Annotated in this window: 14 protein-coding genes; 3 read left to right on the top strand and 11 right to left on the bottom strand. The window is 49.3% G+C overall.

Annotated features, from left to right (window positions below; translation table 11 throughout):
- Position 1: 1 nt before the first annotated feature.
- The gene (locus CCC32_RS10990) at positions 2-1,300 is read right to left on the bottom strand and encodes an L-cysteine desulfidase family protein (RefSeq protein WP_197065834.1); all 1,299 of its coding nucleotides are present in this window, start codon (positions 1,298-1,300) and stop codon (positions 2-4) included.
- A 246-nt stretch (positions 1,301-1,546) separates the two neighbouring features.
- Between CCC32_RS10990 and greA the strand changes: the two genes are divergently transcribed.
- Together greA and CCC32_RS10980 are read left to right on the top strand one after the other, a co-directional pair.
- A complete protein-coding gene (gene greA / locus CCC32_RS10985; protein ID WP_022317580.1) occupies positions 1,547-2,014 on the top strand; it encodes a transcription elongation factor GreA in 468 nt (155 codons plus the stop codon).
- A gap of 12 nt (positions 2,015-2,026) precedes the next feature.
- On the top strand, positions 2,027-2,425 hold the full coding sequence (locus tag CCC32_RS10980; RefSeq protein WP_502705621.1) for an HIT family protein: 399 nt from the start codon (positions 2,027-2,029) through the stop codon (positions 2,423-2,425).
- A gap of 174 nt (positions 2,426-2,599) precedes the next feature.
- Here the strand turns inward: CCC32_RS10980 and CCC32_RS10975 are convergent, their stop codons facing one another.
- From CCC32_RS10975 to CCC32_RS10930, 10 genes are all read right to left on the bottom strand, one after another.
- Positions 2,600-6,151: a glycosyl hydrolase 2 galactose-binding domain-containing protein gene (locus CCC32_RS10975; RefSeq protein WP_287074510.1), complete on the bottom strand. Its 3,552-nt coding sequence runs from the start codon at positions 6,149-6,151 to the stop codon at positions 2,600-2,602.
- A gap of 208 nt (positions 6,152-6,359) precedes the next feature.
- Positions 6,360-7,769 carry a DUF5723 family protein gene (locus tag CCC32_RS10970; RefSeq protein ID WP_287074508.1) on the bottom strand — a complete coding sequence of 470 codons (1,410 nt, stop codon included), beginning with the start codon at positions 7,767-7,769 and terminating at the stop codon, positions 6,360-6,362.
- A gap of 22 nt (positions 7,770-7,791) precedes the next feature.
- A complete protein-coding gene (locus CCC32_RS10965; RefSeq protein WP_287074506.1) occupies positions 7,792-9,567 on the bottom strand; it encodes a hypothetical protein in 1,776 nt (591 codons plus the stop codon).
- A 506-nt stretch (positions 9,568-10,073) separates the two neighbouring features.
- On the bottom strand, positions 10,074-11,426 hold the full coding sequence (locus CCC32_RS10960) for an outer membrane beta-barrel protein (protein ID WP_287074504.1): 1,353 nt from the start codon (positions 11,424-11,426) through the stop codon (positions 10,074-10,076).
- A gap of 10 nt (positions 11,427-11,436) precedes the next feature.
- The gene (locus tag CCC32_RS10955) at positions 11,437-11,988 is read right to left on the bottom strand and encodes an RNA polymerase sigma factor (protein ID WP_042520200.1); all 552 of its coding nucleotides are present in this window, start codon (positions 11,986-11,988) and stop codon (positions 11,437-11,439) included.
- Positions 11,989-12,268: 280 nt separating this feature from the next.
- Positions 12,269-12,739 carry an RNase H family protein gene (locus CCC32_RS10950; RefSeq protein ID WP_022315845.1) on the bottom strand — a complete coding sequence of 157 codons (471 nt, stop codon included), beginning with the start codon at positions 12,737-12,739 and terminating at the stop codon, positions 12,269-12,271.
- A gap of 359 nt (positions 12,740-13,098) precedes the next feature.
- Positions 13,099-14,079: an IS982-like element IS1187 family transposase gene (locus tag CCC32_RS10945; RefSeq protein WP_287071389.1), complete on the bottom strand. Its 981-nt coding sequence runs from the start codon at positions 14,077-14,079 to the stop codon at positions 13,099-13,101.
- 155 nt (positions 14,080-14,234) lie between these two features.
- On the bottom strand, positions 14,235-16,052 hold the full coding sequence (gene argS, locus CCC32_RS10940; RefSeq protein WP_042520202.1) for an arginine--tRNA ligase: 1,818 nt from the start codon (positions 16,050-16,052) through the stop codon (positions 14,235-14,237).
- A 140-nt stretch (positions 16,053-16,192) separates the two neighbouring features.
- Positions 16,193-16,357, bottom strand: a complete 165-nt coding sequence (locus tag CCC32_RS10935; protein WP_156136900.1) for a hypothetical protein — start codon at positions 16,355-16,357, stop codon at positions 16,193-16,195.
- Positions 16,358-16,474: 117 nt separating this feature from the next.
- Positions 16,475-16,876, bottom strand: coding sequence for a transposase (locus tag CCC32_RS10930; protein WP_502705620.1), 402 nt, complete (start codon positions 16,874-16,876; stop codon positions 16,475-16,477).
- 381 nt (positions 16,877-17,257) lie between these two features.
- Between CCC32_RS10930 and CCC32_RS10925 the strand changes: the two genes are divergently transcribed.
- On the top strand, positions 17,258-17,803 hold the full coding sequence (locus CCC32_RS10925) for a hypothetical protein (RefSeq protein WP_044066141.1): 546 nt from the start codon (positions 17,258-17,260) through the stop codon (positions 17,801-17,803).
- The last annotated feature ends 186 nt before the right edge of the window (positions 17,804-17,989 follow it).

Below are 17,989 nucleotides of genomic sequence, written 5' to 3'. Positions count from 1 at the left end.
GTCAATCCTCCTTCACACCTTTGTGGGTCATGATGTCGAGCACGAAACGGTCGGTATCGTTCATGCCGCGGCTGCCGATGGCTGTGAGGTTGCGGATGCTCTGGTCCACATCGTCGTCGATGATTCCCTCGTATGAGGTGACATATTTGTGCTGCATGGCGAGCATCGCACTGAGCACTGCCGTGCTCACGCCGCTGGTGAGCTTCAGGGCGCAACTTGGCTTCGCACCGTCGCAGATCATTCCCGTAAGGTTTGCTATCATATTCTTCACCGAGAAGCAAATCTGCTCGAAGTTGCCGCCCATGAGATATGTGATACCGCAGCTGCTGCCCGTGCTGGCAACCACGCATCCGCAAAGTGCAGACAGCGTGCCGAGGTTTTGTTTGATATATATTGCCGTGAGGTTACTCATCACAAGCGCACGGATAAGCTCCTCCTCAGTGTTATGGTTCTCCTTGGCAAATACCACCACCGGCATGGTGGTGCAGATACCCTGGTTTCCGCTGCCGCTGTTGCTCATCACCGGCACCATGGCTCCCGCCATACGTGCGTCGCAGGCACAGCTTGTGGCAGACAGTATTCTGGAGAAGATGCTGTCGCCCATGATTCCATGACCGAGCGGACTGCAGAGCGTCTTGCCCAGCTGGTGGCCATAGTTCTCGCGCAGTCCTGCCGCAGATGCAGCCTCGTTGAGCTTCTTGGCGTCGAGGATGAAGCGGATGTCGTCGAGCTTGGCAGTGTGGGCGAATTCATACACTTTACCCAGCGTCAGCCTGATGTCGTCGGCAGCCTGTGAGGCTTTAGCGGCACACGAAGCCACGTTGAGCAGCTCCTCTGCGTCCTTACGCATGAAGACGAAATTGGTGTGGGAGCTCTTGATGCGAGCCTCAGCTTCCTTTCCGCCAGCCTTGCAGAGGGCGTTGATATACAGTTTGTCGGCGTCATCATGTTCGAGGGTTATCTTGATTCTTCCCTCGTCGATGTATTTCTTTCCACGCTCCACATCGTCCTTCGTGCAGTCGCGGAGCACTTCCAAACTGAGTTCAGGCTTTCCCGCCAGCGCTCCCAAAGCGATGGCGATGGGAAGACCGATCATTCCCGTGCCAGGGATGCCTACTCCCATGGCGTTCTTAAAAATGTTTGCACTAAGTCTGACATCAATAGTATCAGGCTCCGCTGCAAGCAGCTCTGTTGCTTTTGCCACACAAAGTGCCACAGCAATAGGCTCGGTACATCCAATAGCAGGCACAACCTGACGATGCATCAAGTCCAAAATAGCATTATACTCTGAAGGTGTAATCATAATATAACAAGGATAATAAAAGTATTACACAATTATGTAGCTGCAAAAATAAGCATAATTATATTAACAAACACGTTTTTAGCCAATTTTTTATTTTGTAATTATGAAAAATATGCCTATCTTTGCAAAAAGAATAGACATTTGGTGAGAATATAATGGATTCCGGCACTAATTTCTCTGCCGGAATCCATTATATTATATTGCCAGGAAACACATAAAATCAAATAAAAAATAATTTTCATTATGGCTTACATGTCACAAGATGGCTACGACAAGATGGTAGCCGAACTGAAACGTTTGGAAAGTATTGAGCGTCCGAAGGCATCTGCCGCAATCGCAGAGGCTGCCGACAAGGGCGACCTTAGTGAGAACTCTGAGTATGATGCGGCAAAAGAGGCACAGGCTCATCTGGAAGACAAGATCAACAAGCTGAAGCTCGCCATCGCTGAAGCGAAGATCGTTGACACGTCACGCCTCAGCACCGACACCGTACAGATTTTGTCGAAGGTGGAGATGACAAACATCGCCACTAAGGCAAAGATGACATACACTATCGTCAGCGAGAGCGAGGCGAACCTCAAGGAGGGAAAAATCTCCATCAAGACTCCTATCGCACAGGGACTGCTCAACAAGAAGGTGGGCGACGAGGCTGAGATAAAGATTCCTCGTGGCACCATAAGACTGAGAATCGACAAGATTTCCGTAGAATAAAAACTATAGATTATGGACATTTTTTCTAAGATTGCTGCAGGCGAGATTCCAAGCTGGAAATGCGCCACAAACGAGAATTTCTATGCGTTCCTCGACATCAACCCTCTGGTGAAGGGTCACACTCTGGTGATTCCACGCCGTGAGGTGGACTACTATTTCGACATGACCGACGAGGAGATTGCCGAAATGGCGGTATTTGCAAAGAAGGTGGCAGTTGCCATCAAGAACGCTTTCCCATGCCGCAAGGTGGGCATGGCGGTGCTCGGACTGGAAGTGGCTCATGCCCACGTTCACCTCGTGCCGATGCAGAACGAGAAGGACATGCTCTTCTCTAACCCTAAGCTGAAACTCACCGACGAAGAGTTCAAGGAAATCTCCGACAAGATCTTCGCTGAGTTCAACAAACTGTAATTACGCTGCCCCACTCTGGCTGAAGGAAAACTAAGAGCAGGGCACGACGGAAACTCCAAGAGATTTTTTAACCCCAAACGGCATGATGACCGTTTGGGGTTAATTTTTTTATGGACAAATTGCCATATAAGACAAGAAATGACGACACTCCTACCCTATCTCCGTACGGCTTTACTATTTCAACACACACTGTTCCACATTATATCCCGTAAGCTCGACAAACGGTACTTGCTGTCGCGCATCGGCATTGTCCCATCTGATATTGACAGTGCGCTCCTCTCCGGGCATGAGGTGGAAATAATTGTCTGAATAGTCCACGGGCAGCACCTGACAACCATCGCCGGTCTTGAGGTTCAGCCTTATCATCATTGCCGGTGTGGAAGCGGTGTTCCGCAAAGTCAGAGTCATGCCGTTGCCGGACGGGCGTTTTACTGAAGCCGCCACATTCACCTGGGGCAGTGTGGCAAGCTGCTGCAGATTGCCTTCGTCGGTAGACAGCACATAGAAATTGGTAGACAGCGTCGCGTTATTGCTGTCTGCAAGTCTCAAACGGATGTAATACACCGTTCCGTCGATATTCCCGGGCACGGAGTCGGTGGCGAGAGCTGCCAGTTCTACGGTGGAGTCACCATTGGAGTTTACCATATTGCTATCCACACGGACAATATTGCCACGGATATCGAGCAGTTCGCGGGTTGCCACAAGGTCTTTATAGTTATCCGCCGTGCGGTTTACCACCTCGATGCTGCGTGTCAGGGCGTTACGCTGGATATGCAATGGTTCGCAAGCCTTGCGTGCGCCGAAGAAGGCTGCCGTAGGTTCGAAATAATAGTCATAACACTGCCATGTATAGCTTGGCCAGCAGGCGTGGCTCATCCAGATGAGCAGTCCCTGGCGGTATTTCGAGTCTGCCTCATACATCGCACGATAACCTTCATAGTTTTCCCATTGTGCCAGACGGGTGAAGTCGTCGGCAGACCCCGGTTTGCCGAACATACGTTCGACGATTGCCATGAACGAAGCGCCTCGCTGAGCGCCTGCCTGTGTGAAATCATGCTGTCCCCAGGCGTCGCCGGGTTCCCATTCTATCGGTTCTGCGAGTGTGCGGCGTGTGCCTTCCGGCGTCATCACGTTAGGCATGCCACGCTCGGTATGCAGTTTTCCGCTCTGCTTGGCGAAGTAGGTACGTGGCGGTTCCGCCCAATACGGTCCGTGTCCGCTCACTCCATCATCAGCCGAAGATGATATGTAGAGTAACTTCGGGTTCATCTCTGCCACAGTCTGCCGCAAACCGTCGTCGAGGGTCTTTGGAGGATAACCTTCGTTTCGTCCGCAATAGAGAGCAATCGACGGATGGCGGCGCATACGGCTTGTGAAATCACGGGCATTGCGCATGAACATCACCTCGTCGTCGGGATCCGGTCCGTCGGCAGGGTTGGCAAGCCAGAAGTCCTGCCACACCATGATGCCATACTTGTCGCAAGCGTCATAAAACTCCTCGTCGCCGGTCATTCCCACCCAGTTACGAATCATATTGAAGTTCATGTCGCGGTGCAGGCGCACGGCAATGTCGTATTCCCTCTGGCGATAGTTGAGGTTAGACTCCGGGAATCCCCAGTTTCCGCCGAGCGGCACGATGCGTCGCCCGTTGACGAAAAGTTTCAGCTGCGTGTCAGGGTCGGCATATCGCATCTCCCTTATACCTGCCTTGTAGTGGATGCGGGCAGTGGCGTTGTGGCTCTGCTGATTGTCTGCCAAAAACTCAAATCCGGCATCATGCAGATATGGTTCGCCATGTCCGTTTGGCCACCAGAGGCGTATGCGCCGGTCGCACAGGGTCTGGTATTCGTCGGGACTGAACACCACCTCTCGCTGTTCTCCGGCTTTCAGCGTGATATTCTTTTCAAACTTCAGATTGCCTATCCATCCTATCAGCGTTCCGCTCACTTCCTTGTCGAGCCAGTTGTGCGCCAACACGCGTGGCGTCATGGTGGCAAGGGTGTCGGGCAGATTGTCGAAACGGGTGCTTACTACGGGGTCTGCGAGTGTTACGGAAGCAGTAGAAGTAAGATATACATCGTTCCAGATACCGATATCACGACCGCGGATAGTTGATATCCAGTCCCAGCCGATAGTGGCATGGAAGGTGGGGTTGTCTGCTCCGAGTATGCCGCCGTTGAAATCGGTGTTCAGATGGTTTTTCTCCTTTATCGCTCCGGGATGTGCATTCTTGTGGATAAGCACGGCGAGTGTGTTTACTCCTCCGTTGAGATATGGCGTGATGTCGGCTACGGAACGGGTGAAGGCTCCCTCTATGCGGTCTATCTTCTTGCCGTTGACCCAAACATCGGCTTTCCAGTTGATGCCGTCGAAATTCAGAAGCACCCGCTGTCCGGCCATCTCCTTCGGCAGGGAGAAGGTGCGGCGATACCAGAAGTCGGAGTTGAAATATGAATCGCTGATGCCGAACATATTGTCGGCATAGTCTGGATTGGCAAGAGCGCCATAGTTGACGAAACTGGTGAGCACGGTGGCTGGCACGGTGGCTGGAATCCAACTGTCATCGGTGGCAAACTGTCCGGTGGATACCTTCTCACCTCCTGCTTTCACCTGTGACGCGCGGCACACTTTCCAGTCTCCGGCATTGAGCATCATGCGGTTGTCGGCATATCCACCGTTTGCTGATTCCATACCGGGGCGGGTTGCAGACTCCGTGTCGCGCCGAACGCCCTTTCCTTCAACCTTCAGTTCGCTCAGCACGTATGCCTTGGTTGGCACATCGCCGGTCTTCGCCACATCAATGCTGCCGCCGTCCATGGTGACTCTGACATAGCGGCAACTGACGCCGCTGAGTTTTATGCGGTCGGTGCGCCGCTTGCTGTTGTCGGGCAGCGTTGCCACACGACGCCATTGCCGGGCGTCGTCGCTGACTTCTATATATCCATGCTTGGGCCGGCGTATCCACGAAAGGTCAACGAACGACACCTCTGACTTTGCCGCCAGGTCTACCTGTGCCCATTCATGTCCCTCGCCGGCACTCATCCAGGCGCTTCCGAAACGGGAGTTTGGTATGACATCGGCAAGCACTCTCCCACCGTCCTTGTAGAAATCGATATTGAAGACTGTCCAATATACAGCTCCTTCCATATCCAACTCCAGGCGCATGGCCGTGATGTCCCGGCAGTCAGCGGGCAGGTCGAACTGCAGATTGACGTCGCGCTGCGGCAGCATGCTTGTCCCGGTCTGCTTGTTTGGGTCGCTGCTCACCTTGCTCTTCGACAAAGTGCCGGGCAGCTTGCCGCCCCGGTCTTCTGCCACCACACGCCATCCGCCTTTCTTGCCGGTCGGCACAAGCACTTTTATACTGTAGCCTCCATGTGCCTTCGCCTCATCGTATGCCACGTAGCAGCGCAATTTCATGCGGTCGGCTTTCACCGACATCGCCGTCCACTGATATTGCAGGCTGTTGCTGCTGCCCATCAGCGTGTTGCGGGTCCACTCCCCACCGTCGATTGCCCATTCCCGCTCGCGTCTTGGCAGCGGTCCGGCGGCATCGCATACGGTGAGTGTCGGCGGCATCGCGGTTGTCACGATGCCATCGGTGAGAAGTTGTCCTGTGAGATTGTAGTCAAAACATGATGATGTGCGCACCTGGCGCATCAACGACAGGTTGTCATCGGCATCGGGATTGGCAGCAAAGGCTGTTGATGCGAACAAAAATGCCATTAGGCTATTGGCTATCCTACGGTAACAGATCATATATAATAGGTTTTAGATGCGAAGTTAAGAAAAGTATTTGAAACGGCAAGCGTTAATTCATGAAACAAACGTTCAGTGACGAAAAAAGCCAGAGACCATCGGGCTATCAACACCCATTGGCCTCCGGCTATATCACAAGCGGCTGTCATACCGCGCAAAAGTCCGTTATGGCATCTTACCATGTCACGCTCATACCCATCGATATGCTGGCGTTTGAGCTGAGAGGGATACATTCCTTGCTGGTCTTGCCAAGGATGTGGTCCATGCCAATGAAGAAGTTGTAGCCCTTCGGATGGATGTTCACCACATATCCCATGCTTGTAGCAAAGCTGCTTGCCGCAAAGCTGATGCCCCCGTCAAGCCACTTGAGGGGTTTCCAGTTGGCGCTCAGTCTGCCTTCTGTCCATGAGTATTCTCCCTTGATGCGTGTTGTGCTGAGCAGACCGAAGCTTATCTTGCGGTATGCCGGCAACTGATACTCACAGCCCACATTCAGTGTGGCTCCCAGACCTGTGGTGCGACTTCCCTTGTCGCCTTTGTCCTGCAGGTTTATGAAGTCTGTTATCTGGTCACTGTATTTGTCTGTCTGGTCATCGATGGTTCCCGGGCGGTCGCTATTCACTGAAGTGTCATGGAATCCGCTGAACTCGAAGCTCTTGTTCTTGTTGGTTGCCTGCATGTCATTGCTCCAGCTCATGAATCCGAGGTCGAGCACCGAGGCGCTCACCGTCCAGTCTTCGTTGATCTTATACACGGCACCCAGGTCGAGAGCCATACCGAAGCCTCCGAGTCCGGCTCCATCCACATCGATGTCGTCAATCTTCTCGTATGTGCCGGCACCTGCCGTTTCATACTCCTTTTCCTTCATCTTATACTGGAATCCCTTCATCGAGACATCTGCCTGAGCGTCACCGCTGATTGTCCATTTCTCCGGTGCCGAGAGGTCTGCCTTCACGTCCTTGAACTTGAAGTCGGCACGTGCCACTCCGAAGAGGAGTTTGAATTTCGCACCTACTCTCAGCTTCTCGTCGATATTGCGTGAATGACCGAACGCCAGTTCCACATACGACTGTGCGTGGGCGCTGATGTCACCGATGTTGTAGTTGTTGTTGCCGGTGTTGCGCGCAAACTCGAAGAGTTCGTATGGCAATACCATACCAAGCGATGACTTTGAATTGAGTTCCACGGTGTTGTATCCGCCGAACGCCTTGAAGCCGGCAGCGAGAAGCGCCACTGACACGTCGCCCACCACTCTGTTGTTGCCGGTGGAGAATCCGTCGAGCGCCTTGGCATCTGAGATATAGGGGTTCATGAAGGTCGTCATCTTCTTGTTGCTGTCGATGCCGAAGCGTGGGTTCTTCATCACCACGTCTTCATAACCGAAGTTTCCCTGAAGACTGATGTTCACGTTGCCGAGACCTGGAATGGAAACGAAGTTCTGGTCGTTGCCGAATGCCGGGTTCATAGTGTTGCGGGATGCGAACTGGTCGGTGAAATACGCCGAATTCAGGTTCTGCGCCATTGCCGAGCTGCCGGCGGCAAGCATTGCCACGGCGAGCATATTCTTTATCTTAAGACTTGTCATAATCAGGTTTTGTGTTTAAAGGTTAATTAAAGTCGCCTATCACCTTGCCCACCATCTTTATCTTTATATCAGTGAGCTTCAGAGTATGTTTCTGCGCATTGAGCGTGATGCCCGTCACGGCGTTTTCTCCGTTGCTTGCCTTTCCGGCAACGATGAGCACCAGTCCGTCGAGTCGCTTCATGGCATCATCGTCGGTCTGCATGATCTTCACCTCCAGCGGTGATGTCTGCGATTCCACTCCGTCTGCCGATGCCTTCACATCCTTCTGAACGAGCTGCACCTCGATGCCCTTGAGTTCCTTCTTGTCGGCATCCACCGGTATGACATCCAACGACATATATGCAGGCACACAACTTGTCACGTTAGCCGTAGCCAGCAGATAAGCACCGTCTGCGAGCTTCATGTCCTTGATGTCGTCGTGCCATCCGTCGAGGGTGTCACGGTATTCTATCACCGCATTCTCTGCAAATGCCAACGGTGCGTCAACATGATACGAAGGCTGTATCACGTAGGTATGTCCGAGTTCGAAGCGTCCTTCCTTCTTGCTGTCTGCCATTGCCGTAGCGGTGAACTTGATGTTGTCCGGTATGGTCTTTATGAGGTCTGACAGATTGCTCTTGGTGATTACCTGGTCGTAACCTTCCACTCCGTTTCCTCTGCGACAGATGCACACATGGGTTGTCTTGCCGCCTGTCACACGTATTCCCTCTACATCCACCGAGGCTGTCTCGCGTCCGTTCTTGAAGGCTTTGATAGTACCGTTTACTACACCATCCACCTGCATGTCGTTGCTGATGTCGAGCGAAATCTGCGGATTATACAGGTCTGCCACCACATTTCCGTCTTTCAGGAAGTCCGGCACACCGGTGATGTCCACGTCACCGAGGTCGTTGAGGGCGATATCCGGGTTGAAGCGTCCTGTGGCTGCTTCGATGGTGAAGTTGTCGTTCTCATAGGTACAGGTGATCTCTCCTCCGACATTTCCTGCATCTGCTGCAGAACCGGTATATGGAGCTGAAACATTCAATACGATAAAGCCGTCAAGTTCCACATCCTTGCCGTTTATCTTTATTGAAGAACCTGGATATTCCTGCTTTGCCTTGAAGTCGATAGCCTTGATATTCACCTTTACCACCAGGTCTTTTGAGGTTGGCACATCATTGAAGACTACCTTTCTTCCATTTACAGTCGGCGTCATCAAACTTCCGTTGTCTGCCAGTTCCATATAGTTAGGGAATGTCAGCGAGAGTTCCTGGAACTTCGGAATGCTCCTCTTGATATTGTCATCGAATTTGAGTCTGAGTGTTACGGGTGCCTTCAATTCAGCCTTCTTCATTTCGATTACATCTGCCGGTTTCTCACCCCTGTAATGGAACTCCACAAGGTATCCTACGCCACTTATGTCGCCAACATACGAGTCATTGCGACGCACGCCTTTCGACTTTGTAGGCGATACGACACCTACAGGCGCTGAAGTGATGATGGGCTCGGACTTCTTCCAAACTACAATCTTGTCGATAAACGGATGCACGGGGGCAACGTTTCCACCATCCTGGCGGAACACATAATCGCCGTTTGCAGCCTCTACTACACTTCCGTTTTCCTCGAGCTCCAAAATGTCGCCCAACTTGATGTTTTCGGTTGTGCTGACAGGAATCTGGAGTCCATCGCTTCCGATACCAATCGTGGAATCGATGTTTCCAAAATCATAGTCACTGTCTGAACATCCTGTGAACACGAGAGCACCTGCGACGAACAGTGCCGGTAGCAATCTCGCGGAAAGATTTGATTTCTTCATGTTATTTTTTTGTTGGTTATGTTGCAGTGTTGTTATAGTCAAGTCCACTGTGTCGTACTATATATCATGTCTGAATATTCTGTTGCAGAACATGCAGCAGTCCATTAACGTACCTGTTTTTATCAGTAGTCTAACTTTTCTTTGTTTATTCTTGTGCAAATGTAATGAAAAATATGTTAAGACAATAATGTATGTCAAGATATTTTTCCATCTGTTTTTTTTGCATAAATTTTCCCCATGACGTGGGGAATGAAACCCCACATTAGGGGGTTCTGTTCCCCACGCTATGGGGGGATTTTAGCTATATATTTTTATCGCCGGAATTATTTAATCCAACAAAGCCTCTAATCTAAAAAAATCCTAACAAACCCTAACGACCGATTTGGGTTAAACGAGCGTTTCGGGATTATCAAACCGTCTGAAAACAATTAATGACAGTCCATTACAACCTGCTGATTGTATTGAACTGTCATTACCAATTCGTATCATCTGATTGAGATGTCATGTCACTTGATCGAATAACGCAAACCTAGCTTCATGTTGAAATTGAAAGGATTGTCGCTGTATGCCGTTTTCACATCACTGCCATTGTCGAAATAGTATCCCACGCCCGGCTCGGCGTAGATGCCCACCTCCTTGGTGATGTTCAGCTGTATGCCGGCAGCGGCATTTACTGACCATTGCAGTTCCTTCATGCTGAGCTTGTTGGTCTCGGTATTCATCTCCCTGCCGTTGAGGACATACGATGTGGTGGCTTTGGCTCTCAGACTCTTCTCCACCATTCCGCCGCCTGCCACATATACGTTGAGCAGCTTGTTGCGCCAGATGCTATAGTCCACAGTCAGCGGAATGCCTAAGAAATGCACTTTCTGCTTTGTGTCGTAGCGGTTGTCGCTCTTGCCTGCCGTAGTCTCAGAATAGAGATATGAGTATGTGAGTCCTGTCTCCAGTCCCCACTTCTCAGAGAGGGAATAGTGCAACGACAGTCCTACGCGTATCGGCTGATGATGGTCAACGCTCTCATCGTTGAGCGAACTGCCGGAAGTCCTTGTGTTTACGGCACTGTAGGCATCGCTCAGTTCGGGATAATCATTGAACATCATATCGCTCATCGCAAACATCGACCTGTCGCTGGTTATGCTGTTGCCGCTTCCGCCCATGGCATTGGCAGCGAAAAGACTTGCCGTGAGACGTCCCTCTGATGCTGAATGGCTGACATCCACAGCTTTCGACGAGGTGTTCATATAACGAGCTGAAGACGCATTACTGCCACGATGCACCACGCTCTCACGCATCGCACCGACGGCATTAGCCTGTGTCTCTGGTTTCTTTTCTATAGAAGCATTACCATTGTTGGCTGCAGCAACAGCCGCTGCCTCCTGCGGAGCATATTCCAACTGTTCCGTCTGGGTTTCCTTCTGTGCGTAGCTTATCGCCTCTCTCACTGCTGCCGGGATATCCGCCTTTGCCAGAAGCTTGCCCACAGCGTCGTGTCTTTGCGGCATCATGCCATGACCGTCGCCGTTTGCCGGAGTATCAGTCTGCATGCCATTGCTGCAAGCTGCTTTGCTTCCGTCTCCCAAGGCATCTGCCACCATGGAGTGTGCGCCCTTGTCGTGGTCCGGCATACTGAGATACAGTCCCACTCCACAAGCAACGCATGCTGCGGCAGCTGCAATCCTCAGCGCCACCACCTTTGTACGGTTCTTGCCAGGCAGCGGTATCACCTTACCTGCATCCTGCATCACGCCGGCAGAGGCAGACATAGCTTTCTGTATGTCTTCCCACAATCCGTCTGGGGCAGACTGTTCATAGTCTGCCAGACTTCTTTGCAGTTTGTATTTCCACTCTTCCTTCATCGTGAAACAGTCAATGGGTTCTTTTATATTCTACTATCATTTTCGCCATCAGCGCCTTGGCATGAAACAGCTGCGACGCCGACGACGTCGGCTTTATATTCAATAATGCGGCGATTTCCTTGTGGCTCTTGTCCTCGAAGACATATAGGTTGAGCACCGTTCTGTAGCCGTCGGGCAAGCGCATTATCATCCGTTGCAGTTCGTCTGGCGGCACTCCTTCGGCATCCGGTTCCTCGTCCTCCACAATGTCAGCCACCTGTGTGTCGTCTCTCACCACGCTCAGACGTCCGGCATTCTTCAGATAGGTCAACGATGTGTTGACGGTAATCCTCATCAGCCATGCCTTCAGCGAACCTTCGCCACGGAAGGTGAACGAAGCAATCTGTGTGAACACTTTGATGAACACCTCCTGCATGACGTCCTTCACGTCGTCGGCATCTGCCACATAACGGGAACAAACGGCAGTCAGACTCCCCACATACTTCGCGTAGAGAGCCTTCTGCGCCATAGCGTCACCGCTTTGCAGGCGTTCATAGAGTTGCTGTTCCGATATGTACATCATTGTTCACTATTGTTAAGAGAGACTTGCCTTCATTCTATATATATGCATTCCTATAGTTATATTATATAATAATGTATAGGCAGCTCCTTCTTTTGTTAAATCCCAACGGGGTCTGATGTCCGATTGAGGGTGAACAATGTTTCTCCAACAGTTTAACCTCTTAAAACGATTTCTATAAGGTTAACATCCGTTAGCAGAAAACATTGCATGAGAATTGTAATTATTTGCGGATTAAATGCAGTTTTCACATTTCATCAGCAGTCTGATACCCTGATCAGCCTCATCCCTTCCTTCCGAAATCCGCCGGCACTTCTCCCCAGCGTTTCGTCTCCCATTTCAGTATCGGCACACGGAAGGGGTGTGTCTTGAGCCACTGTTCCGCCCGTGCTATCACATTGTATAGCTGTGCAGTCTGTGGCGTGCGTTCCAACTTGGTCTTGCATTGCTTCTTGCTGACCCACAGTATGGCATTGTGGCTGTCTGAATATATTGTCTTGCGTATGCCTTTCTGTTCCATCAGTGCAAGTGCATGCACAATGGCGAGGAACTCACCGATATTGTTAGTGCCGTGCACAGGACCATAATGGAATACCACGGCTCCCGTGGCGAGGTCTATACCCCGATATTCCATCGGACCGGGATTGCCGGAACATGCCGCATCAACCGCCCACGCATCGGCGGTCACTTCCATCGGCAACGGCAACACGGTGTCGTTTCTATACGACGGAGGGTTTGTCAATTCATAATCCATATTTCATAATTCATAATTACAGACCGGAGCATATTCCCGGTGCTATACATTTGCCCAAACGGTATAATGACCGATCCGGTGGGGGCATCACATTTCTGTCCAAGTCTGTAAATCCGACGTCACCGACTTCTTCCATAAGCAAAAGTCAGGGTGACAGAATATCTTTTAGTGACGGTAAAATAATAACTTGATACGATTTGAGTGAGAAATGTAACATCTCAAAAAGGTGTCAACCTCATCTTTTTGGCTGTTTTCATCCCTCTCATCGGTCATATAGCCCGCTATACTCCCTCTTCGAGTGAAGAAAACATCTCAAAAAATACGAGGCTCAAATCATACCAAGTTACCTGTTGGCGGAATTAATTTAGTGCATACTTAATTCTGCCAATGGGCTTGTCGTTAATGAAGTTTACGTATTGCAGAATGGTAAGTGCACTAATTTTGCCAATGATTCTGGCAAACAAACCATTCGTTATTTTCGCGTAGTTCCTGATGACCAGGAACTGGTCTGTAAGTTGAGAGAATATTGTCTCAATCCTCTTTCTTGCCTTTGCAAACGGAATGAATGTTGGTTTCCAGTCCTTTTGGTTGAGCCGATACGGACACTCCAGTCTTATGTGTGCGGTTTCGAACAAGTCAAGCTGTACGTCAGCTCCAATATACCCTTTGTCACCATAGATGCTACAGTCGTGATAAGTATGTTTTACATCCTTCATATAATGGAGATCAGCTACACTTGCCTTTGACAGATCATAGGAATGGATAACTCCACTTAACCCACAGAGAGCGTGTAACTTATAACCAAAATAATACGTATTCTGCGAAGCACAGAAGCCGAAGTCGGGAGCTTGCGAGAAATTGCCGGTACGCCCCATCTTGCAACGTTTTCCTCTTGCAACCCTACAAACCTCTATCGGCTTGGAGTCAACAAAGAACTGTTCCTCTCCGCCATCCATTTCCATGGCAATCCTCTTGCGCAGTTCCTCACACAGGCCTGACGTTTTCTTCCTGCGGTCATTGAACTGTCTCCTTGATATGAGATTGGGAATGCTGTCCTTGTACTCTTGCAATTTATAGTCGAACAACCACTTCTCACTATCAATGCTCTCGGTCTCTGCCGTCAGGGATAGCGCCACCACTTCCAAATCCGAAAACTTGGGAACAGGACCACGACGTGGAACATTACCCGATTCATTGACGAGATTTTCAGAGAATTGCTTGCATATCTCAAGTATTTTGACGAATTTTGTATAAAGGTTGTACATACGATGGTTCGAACTTAATGTTTTGGTCACTACTAAGTTACTAAAAATCAGCGATATGTACAACTTTTTACTCATATTTATCAACTTAAATTAATTCCGCCAACGGGTACCAAGTTATTTTTCACCGTCACTTATCTTCAATTTCCGCCACCCTTTATACTTTTCCACCAATTCATGATTGATGCCCGAACGATATCATCCACCAACCACGAATTGCAATTATGAATCAACTACATTCTCTCAGGCACCTCGATGCCAAGCAGTGCCATACCGTTCTTAATGGTCTTTGCCACGTTCTTGGCGATGACAAGGCGAACGACTTTCTCCTCTTCGGTATCAGCGTTGAGGATGCTGTAATCGTGGTAGAACTGGTTGAAGTCCTTGGTCAACTCATAGCAGTAGTTGGCGATGCCGCTCGGAGAGTAGTCCTTGCCAGCCTGACGCACTGCGGCACCAAACTCGTCCATCTTCTGTATCAGCTCCGTCTCCTTCTGGCAGAGAGGCATATTGTCGGCGAGCGCATCCGGGATGGTGACACCCTGACCGGCTGCCTTGCGAAGGATACTGCGGATGCGGGCATAGGTATACTGGATGAACGGACCGGTGTTGCCGTTGAAGTCGATGCTCTCTTCCGGATTGAAGAGCATGTTCTTGCGGGCGTCAACTTTCAGGATGAAGTATTTCAGCGCTCCCATACCCACGATGCGGGCTATCTCGTTGCGCTCCTCCTCTGTCATGTCGTTGAACTTGCCCAGTTCCTCGCTCGTCTTCTTGGCGTCGGCCACCATTGTCTCTATCAGGTCGTCGGCATCCACCACTGTTCCCTCACGGCTCTTCATCTTACCGTTTGGCAGTTCCACCATACCATAGGAGAAGTGTACGAGTTCCTTGCCCCACTTGAAGCCGAGGCGGTCGAGAAGTATCGAGAGCACCTGGAAGTGATAGTTCTGCTCGTTGCCCACCACGTATATCATCTTGTCGATAGGATAATCCTTGAAACGCATCTCGGCGGTACCGATGTCCTGAGTCATATACACCGAAGTGCCGTCAGAACGGAGCAGCAGTTTCTGGTCGAGTCCCTCGTTGGTGAGGTCAGCCCACACGCTGTTGTCCTCGTGGCGCTCAAAGAGTCCCTTCTCCAGTCCTTCTTCCACCTTTGCCTTGCCTTTGAGGTAGGTGTCAGACTCGTAGTATATCTTGTCGAAGCCTACTCCGAGGTTCTTGTATGTCTCGTCGAAACCGGCATATACCCATGAGTTCATCTTCTGCCACAGGTCGCGCACGTCCTTGTCGCCCTGCTCCCATTTCACGAGCATCTCGTGGGCCTCCTTTATCAGCGGAGCCTCATCCTTGGCTTTCTTCTCGGCAGCCTCTTCGTCCATGCCTTCTGCCACGAACTTGGCTTTCAGCTCCTTCACCTCCTCGCGGTAGTGCTTGTCGAAAGCCACGTAGAAGTCACCGATGAGGTGGTCGCCCTTCATGCCGCTTGTCTCTGGAGTAACGCCGTTGCCCCACTTCTGCCATGCGAGCATAGACTTGCAGATGTGGATACCGCGGTCGTTCACGATATTTGTCTTCACCACCTTGTTGCCGTTGGCCGCCATGATCTGCGCCAGCGACCATCCGAGCAGGTTGTTGCGCACATGACCCAGGTGTAGAGGCTTGTTTGTGTTTGGCGAAGAATATTCTATCATCACCAGCGGAGAGTCTTCCGTTGCCTGCTTCTCGCCATAGTGTTCGTCGGCGTTGATGTCGTTGAGCATCCCTATCCATGCCGCAGTGTCGATTACGATGTTGAGGAATCCCTTCACCACGTTGTAGTCTGCCACTGCCTTGCAGTTCTGTTTCATCCATTCTCCGATTTCAGCCGCTGTGTCTTCAGGCTTTTTCTTTGAAATCTTGAGGAATGGGAAAACCACGAGCGTGAGGCTTCCCTCAAACTCCTTCTTTGTCTTCTGCACTTGCACCATCTTCTCTGGTACATCCTGTCCATAGAGTGCTTTCACGGCTTCGAGCGCCGCCTTGTTTATTTCGCTGATTATATTCATAATTCTGTTTATAGCATATAGTTTATGGGCGCATCCGATGAAGATACGCCCTGAAAATCATTGCAAATTTACAAAAACCCTGTCGAATAAGCAACACCACGCTTTCTTATGACTGATTTAATGTGTATTCTTGTTGTTTTTTAACAATCAATGGCAATATTGTCGGTCAGCGGCGACTTATAGGCATCCCAGTCTGTCGGCGACACTCCGGTCTTGCGTTTGAAGGCGCGATAGAGGTTTACCCTGCCGGCAAATCCCGCCTCTGAAGCGAGAGCATCAAATCGTCGTCTGTCGCCACGGTGCATTCCGATTCCGTGTCGGATGGTGTCTCCATAACATCCACCGTCACCGCAGTGGCTTCACAGACGGAATCTTCCAATGGTTCCTTGATCTTGGGAAAGATATACAACCTGTTGGCGGAATTAATTTAGTGCATACTTAATTCTGCCAATGGGCTTGTCGTTAATGAAGTTTACGTATTGCAGAATGGTAAGTGCACTAATTTTGCAAATGATTCTGGGAAACAAACCATTTGTTATTTTCGCGTAGTTTCTGATGACCAAGAACTGGTCTGTAAGTTGTGAGAATATTGTCTCAATCCTCTTTCTTGCCTTTGCAAACGGAATGAATGTCGGTTTCCTGTCCTTTTGGTTGAGCCGATACGGACACTCCAGTCTTATGTGTGCGGTTCCGAACAAGTCAAGCTGTACGTCAGCTCCAATATACCCTTTGTCACCATAATTAGCAGATTCATTGACGAGATTTTCAGAGAATTGCTTGCATATCTCAAGTATTTTGACGAATTTTGTATAAAGGTTGTACATACGATGGTTGGGACTTAATGTTTTGAACACCACTAAGTTACTAAAAATCAGTGATATATACAACTTTTTACTCATATTTATCAACTTAAATTAATTCCGCCAACGGGTAATGTATATGGTTCGGACAGCAGAGAATATCGACGCGCTTTATTTGTTGCAAGTGGAAGAATTGCAGGGAGTGAAATTGGCGCACATTTTTTAGGCGAAGGGCTTGCCTATGGTGCGAGTGTTGCAGCTGGCACATATTCAGAGGGATTACTCTCCGGACCAGCTTTTGTTTTAGGAAGATTAGTTGGAGGTTATGCCGGTGGCATTTTGGGAGGCGATTTCGGAGGAGCATTAAGTGGAGTTGTGTTTGACTATTTTTATTATTAATTTTATATGAAGCTAATTATCAATGTATATTTAGGTGCGTATTGCATAGCATTGCGTATTTATGGAGCGCTGGATGCGGTAATTGTATGGTTTACTAAACTTTTAATTCATTTTTTATACATTTCCAATAAAAAGCTACAAGCCAAAGAAAATTCATTGGAAGAATATACAAATAAGGAAATTGCCAGATTAAAAAAACTTAGTCTCGCAAGCGACAAAGAACAACGAGAGACAACAGCAATCATGTTAATAGCTGCATTGTTTGTTCTTTTCTATTTGAGTATGGCCATTGCCCTGAAACTCATTTTTAAAGGTAGTTTTGGAATAATACTTGTAAAAAAGAACGTACATTTTATTATATTTGCAATACTTTTTATGTCTTGGATTTCAATAAGTATAATGTATTATAATTGCAATCTTGACAAAGAAATGAAACGGTTCAGACGCCTCTCCCACAAAACTCAAAACAGATATATAAAATATTTTTTGATATGCAGCGCTTTAATTTTATTGATTTTCAAAATGGCTGACGCATTTCTTTGTTCTCGGTAAATGAGAAAACAGAAGTTATGAACATTTATTAATGCGATAAAATAGATTTTACAAGACAGACATTTTCACAATTCTCATCCACTGAGATATTGGGATGCACGATGGGATTTTTATAAATACAATAATATAATTTGGCGATGGAGGCCATGATAATTATCATGAAAAAGAAAAAATATTATAGCAAAA

Source organism: Prevotella sp. LMAG:51 (assembly GCF_008680225.1).
Classification (GTDB): domain Bacteria; phylum Bacteroidota; class Bacteroidia; order Bacteroidales; family Bacteroidaceae; genus Prevotella; species Prevotella pectinovora.
Note: the sequence above shows the minus strand (reverse complement) of the source record. Positions and strands in the feature narration are given on the sequence as shown.

What these genes read in the sequence shown, in the direction of transcription:
- CCC32_RS10955 (WP_042520200.1), bottom strand. Translation starts at nt 11,988, where the DNA reads ATGATGTACATATCGGAACAGCAACTCTATGAACGCCTGCAAAGCGGT.
- greA (WP_022317580.1), top strand. Translation starts at nt 1,547, where the DNA reads ATGGCTTACATGTCACAAGATGGCTACGACAAGATGGTAGCCGAACTG.
- CCC32_RS10975 (WP_287074510.1), bottom strand. Translation starts at nt 6,151, where the DNA reads ATGGCATTTTTGTTCGCATCAACAGCCTTTGCTGCCAATCCCGATGCC.
- CCC32_RS10970 (WP_287074508.1), bottom strand. Translation starts at nt 7,769, where the DNA reads ATGACAAGTCTTAAGATAAAGAATATGCTCGCCGTGGCAATGCTTGCC.
- CCC32_RS10930 (WP_502705620.1), bottom strand. Translation starts at nt 16,876, where the DNA reads ATGTACAACCTTTATACAAAATTCGTCAAAATACTTGAGATATGCAAG.
- CCC32_RS10960 (WP_287074504.1), bottom strand. Translation starts at nt 11,426, where the DNA reads ATGAAGGAAGAGTGGAAATACAAACTGCAAAGAAGTCTGGCAGACTAT.
- CCC32_RS10965 (WP_287074506.1), bottom strand. Translation starts at nt 9,567, where the DNA reads ATGAAGAAATCAAATCTTTCCGCGAGATTGCTACCGGCACTGTTCGTC.
- CCC32_RS10980 (WP_502705621.1), top strand. Translation starts at nt 2,027, where the DNA reads ATGGACATTTTTTCTAAGATTGCTGCAGGCGAGATTCCAAGCTGGAAA.
- CCC32_RS10945 (WP_287071389.1), bottom strand. Translation starts at nt 14,079, where the DNA reads ATGAGTAAAAAGTTGTACATATCGCTGATTTTTAGTAACTTAGTAGTG.
- CCC32_RS10935 (WP_156136900.1), bottom strand. Translation starts at nt 16,357, where the DNA reads ATGCACCGTGGCGACAGACGACGATTTGATGCTCTCGCTTCAGAGGCG.
- CCC32_RS10950 (WP_022315845.1), bottom strand. Translation starts at nt 12,739, where the DNA reads ATGGATTATGAATTGACAAACCCTCCGTCGTATAGAAACGACACCGTG.
- argS (WP_042520202.1), bottom strand. Translation starts at nt 16,052, where the DNA reads ATGAATATAATCAGCGAAATAAACAAGGCGGCGCTCGAAGCCGTGAAA.
- CCC32_RS10925 (WP_044066141.1), top strand. Translation starts at nt 17,258, where the DNA reads ATGAAGCTAATTATCAATGTATATTTAGGTGCGTATTGCATAGCATTG.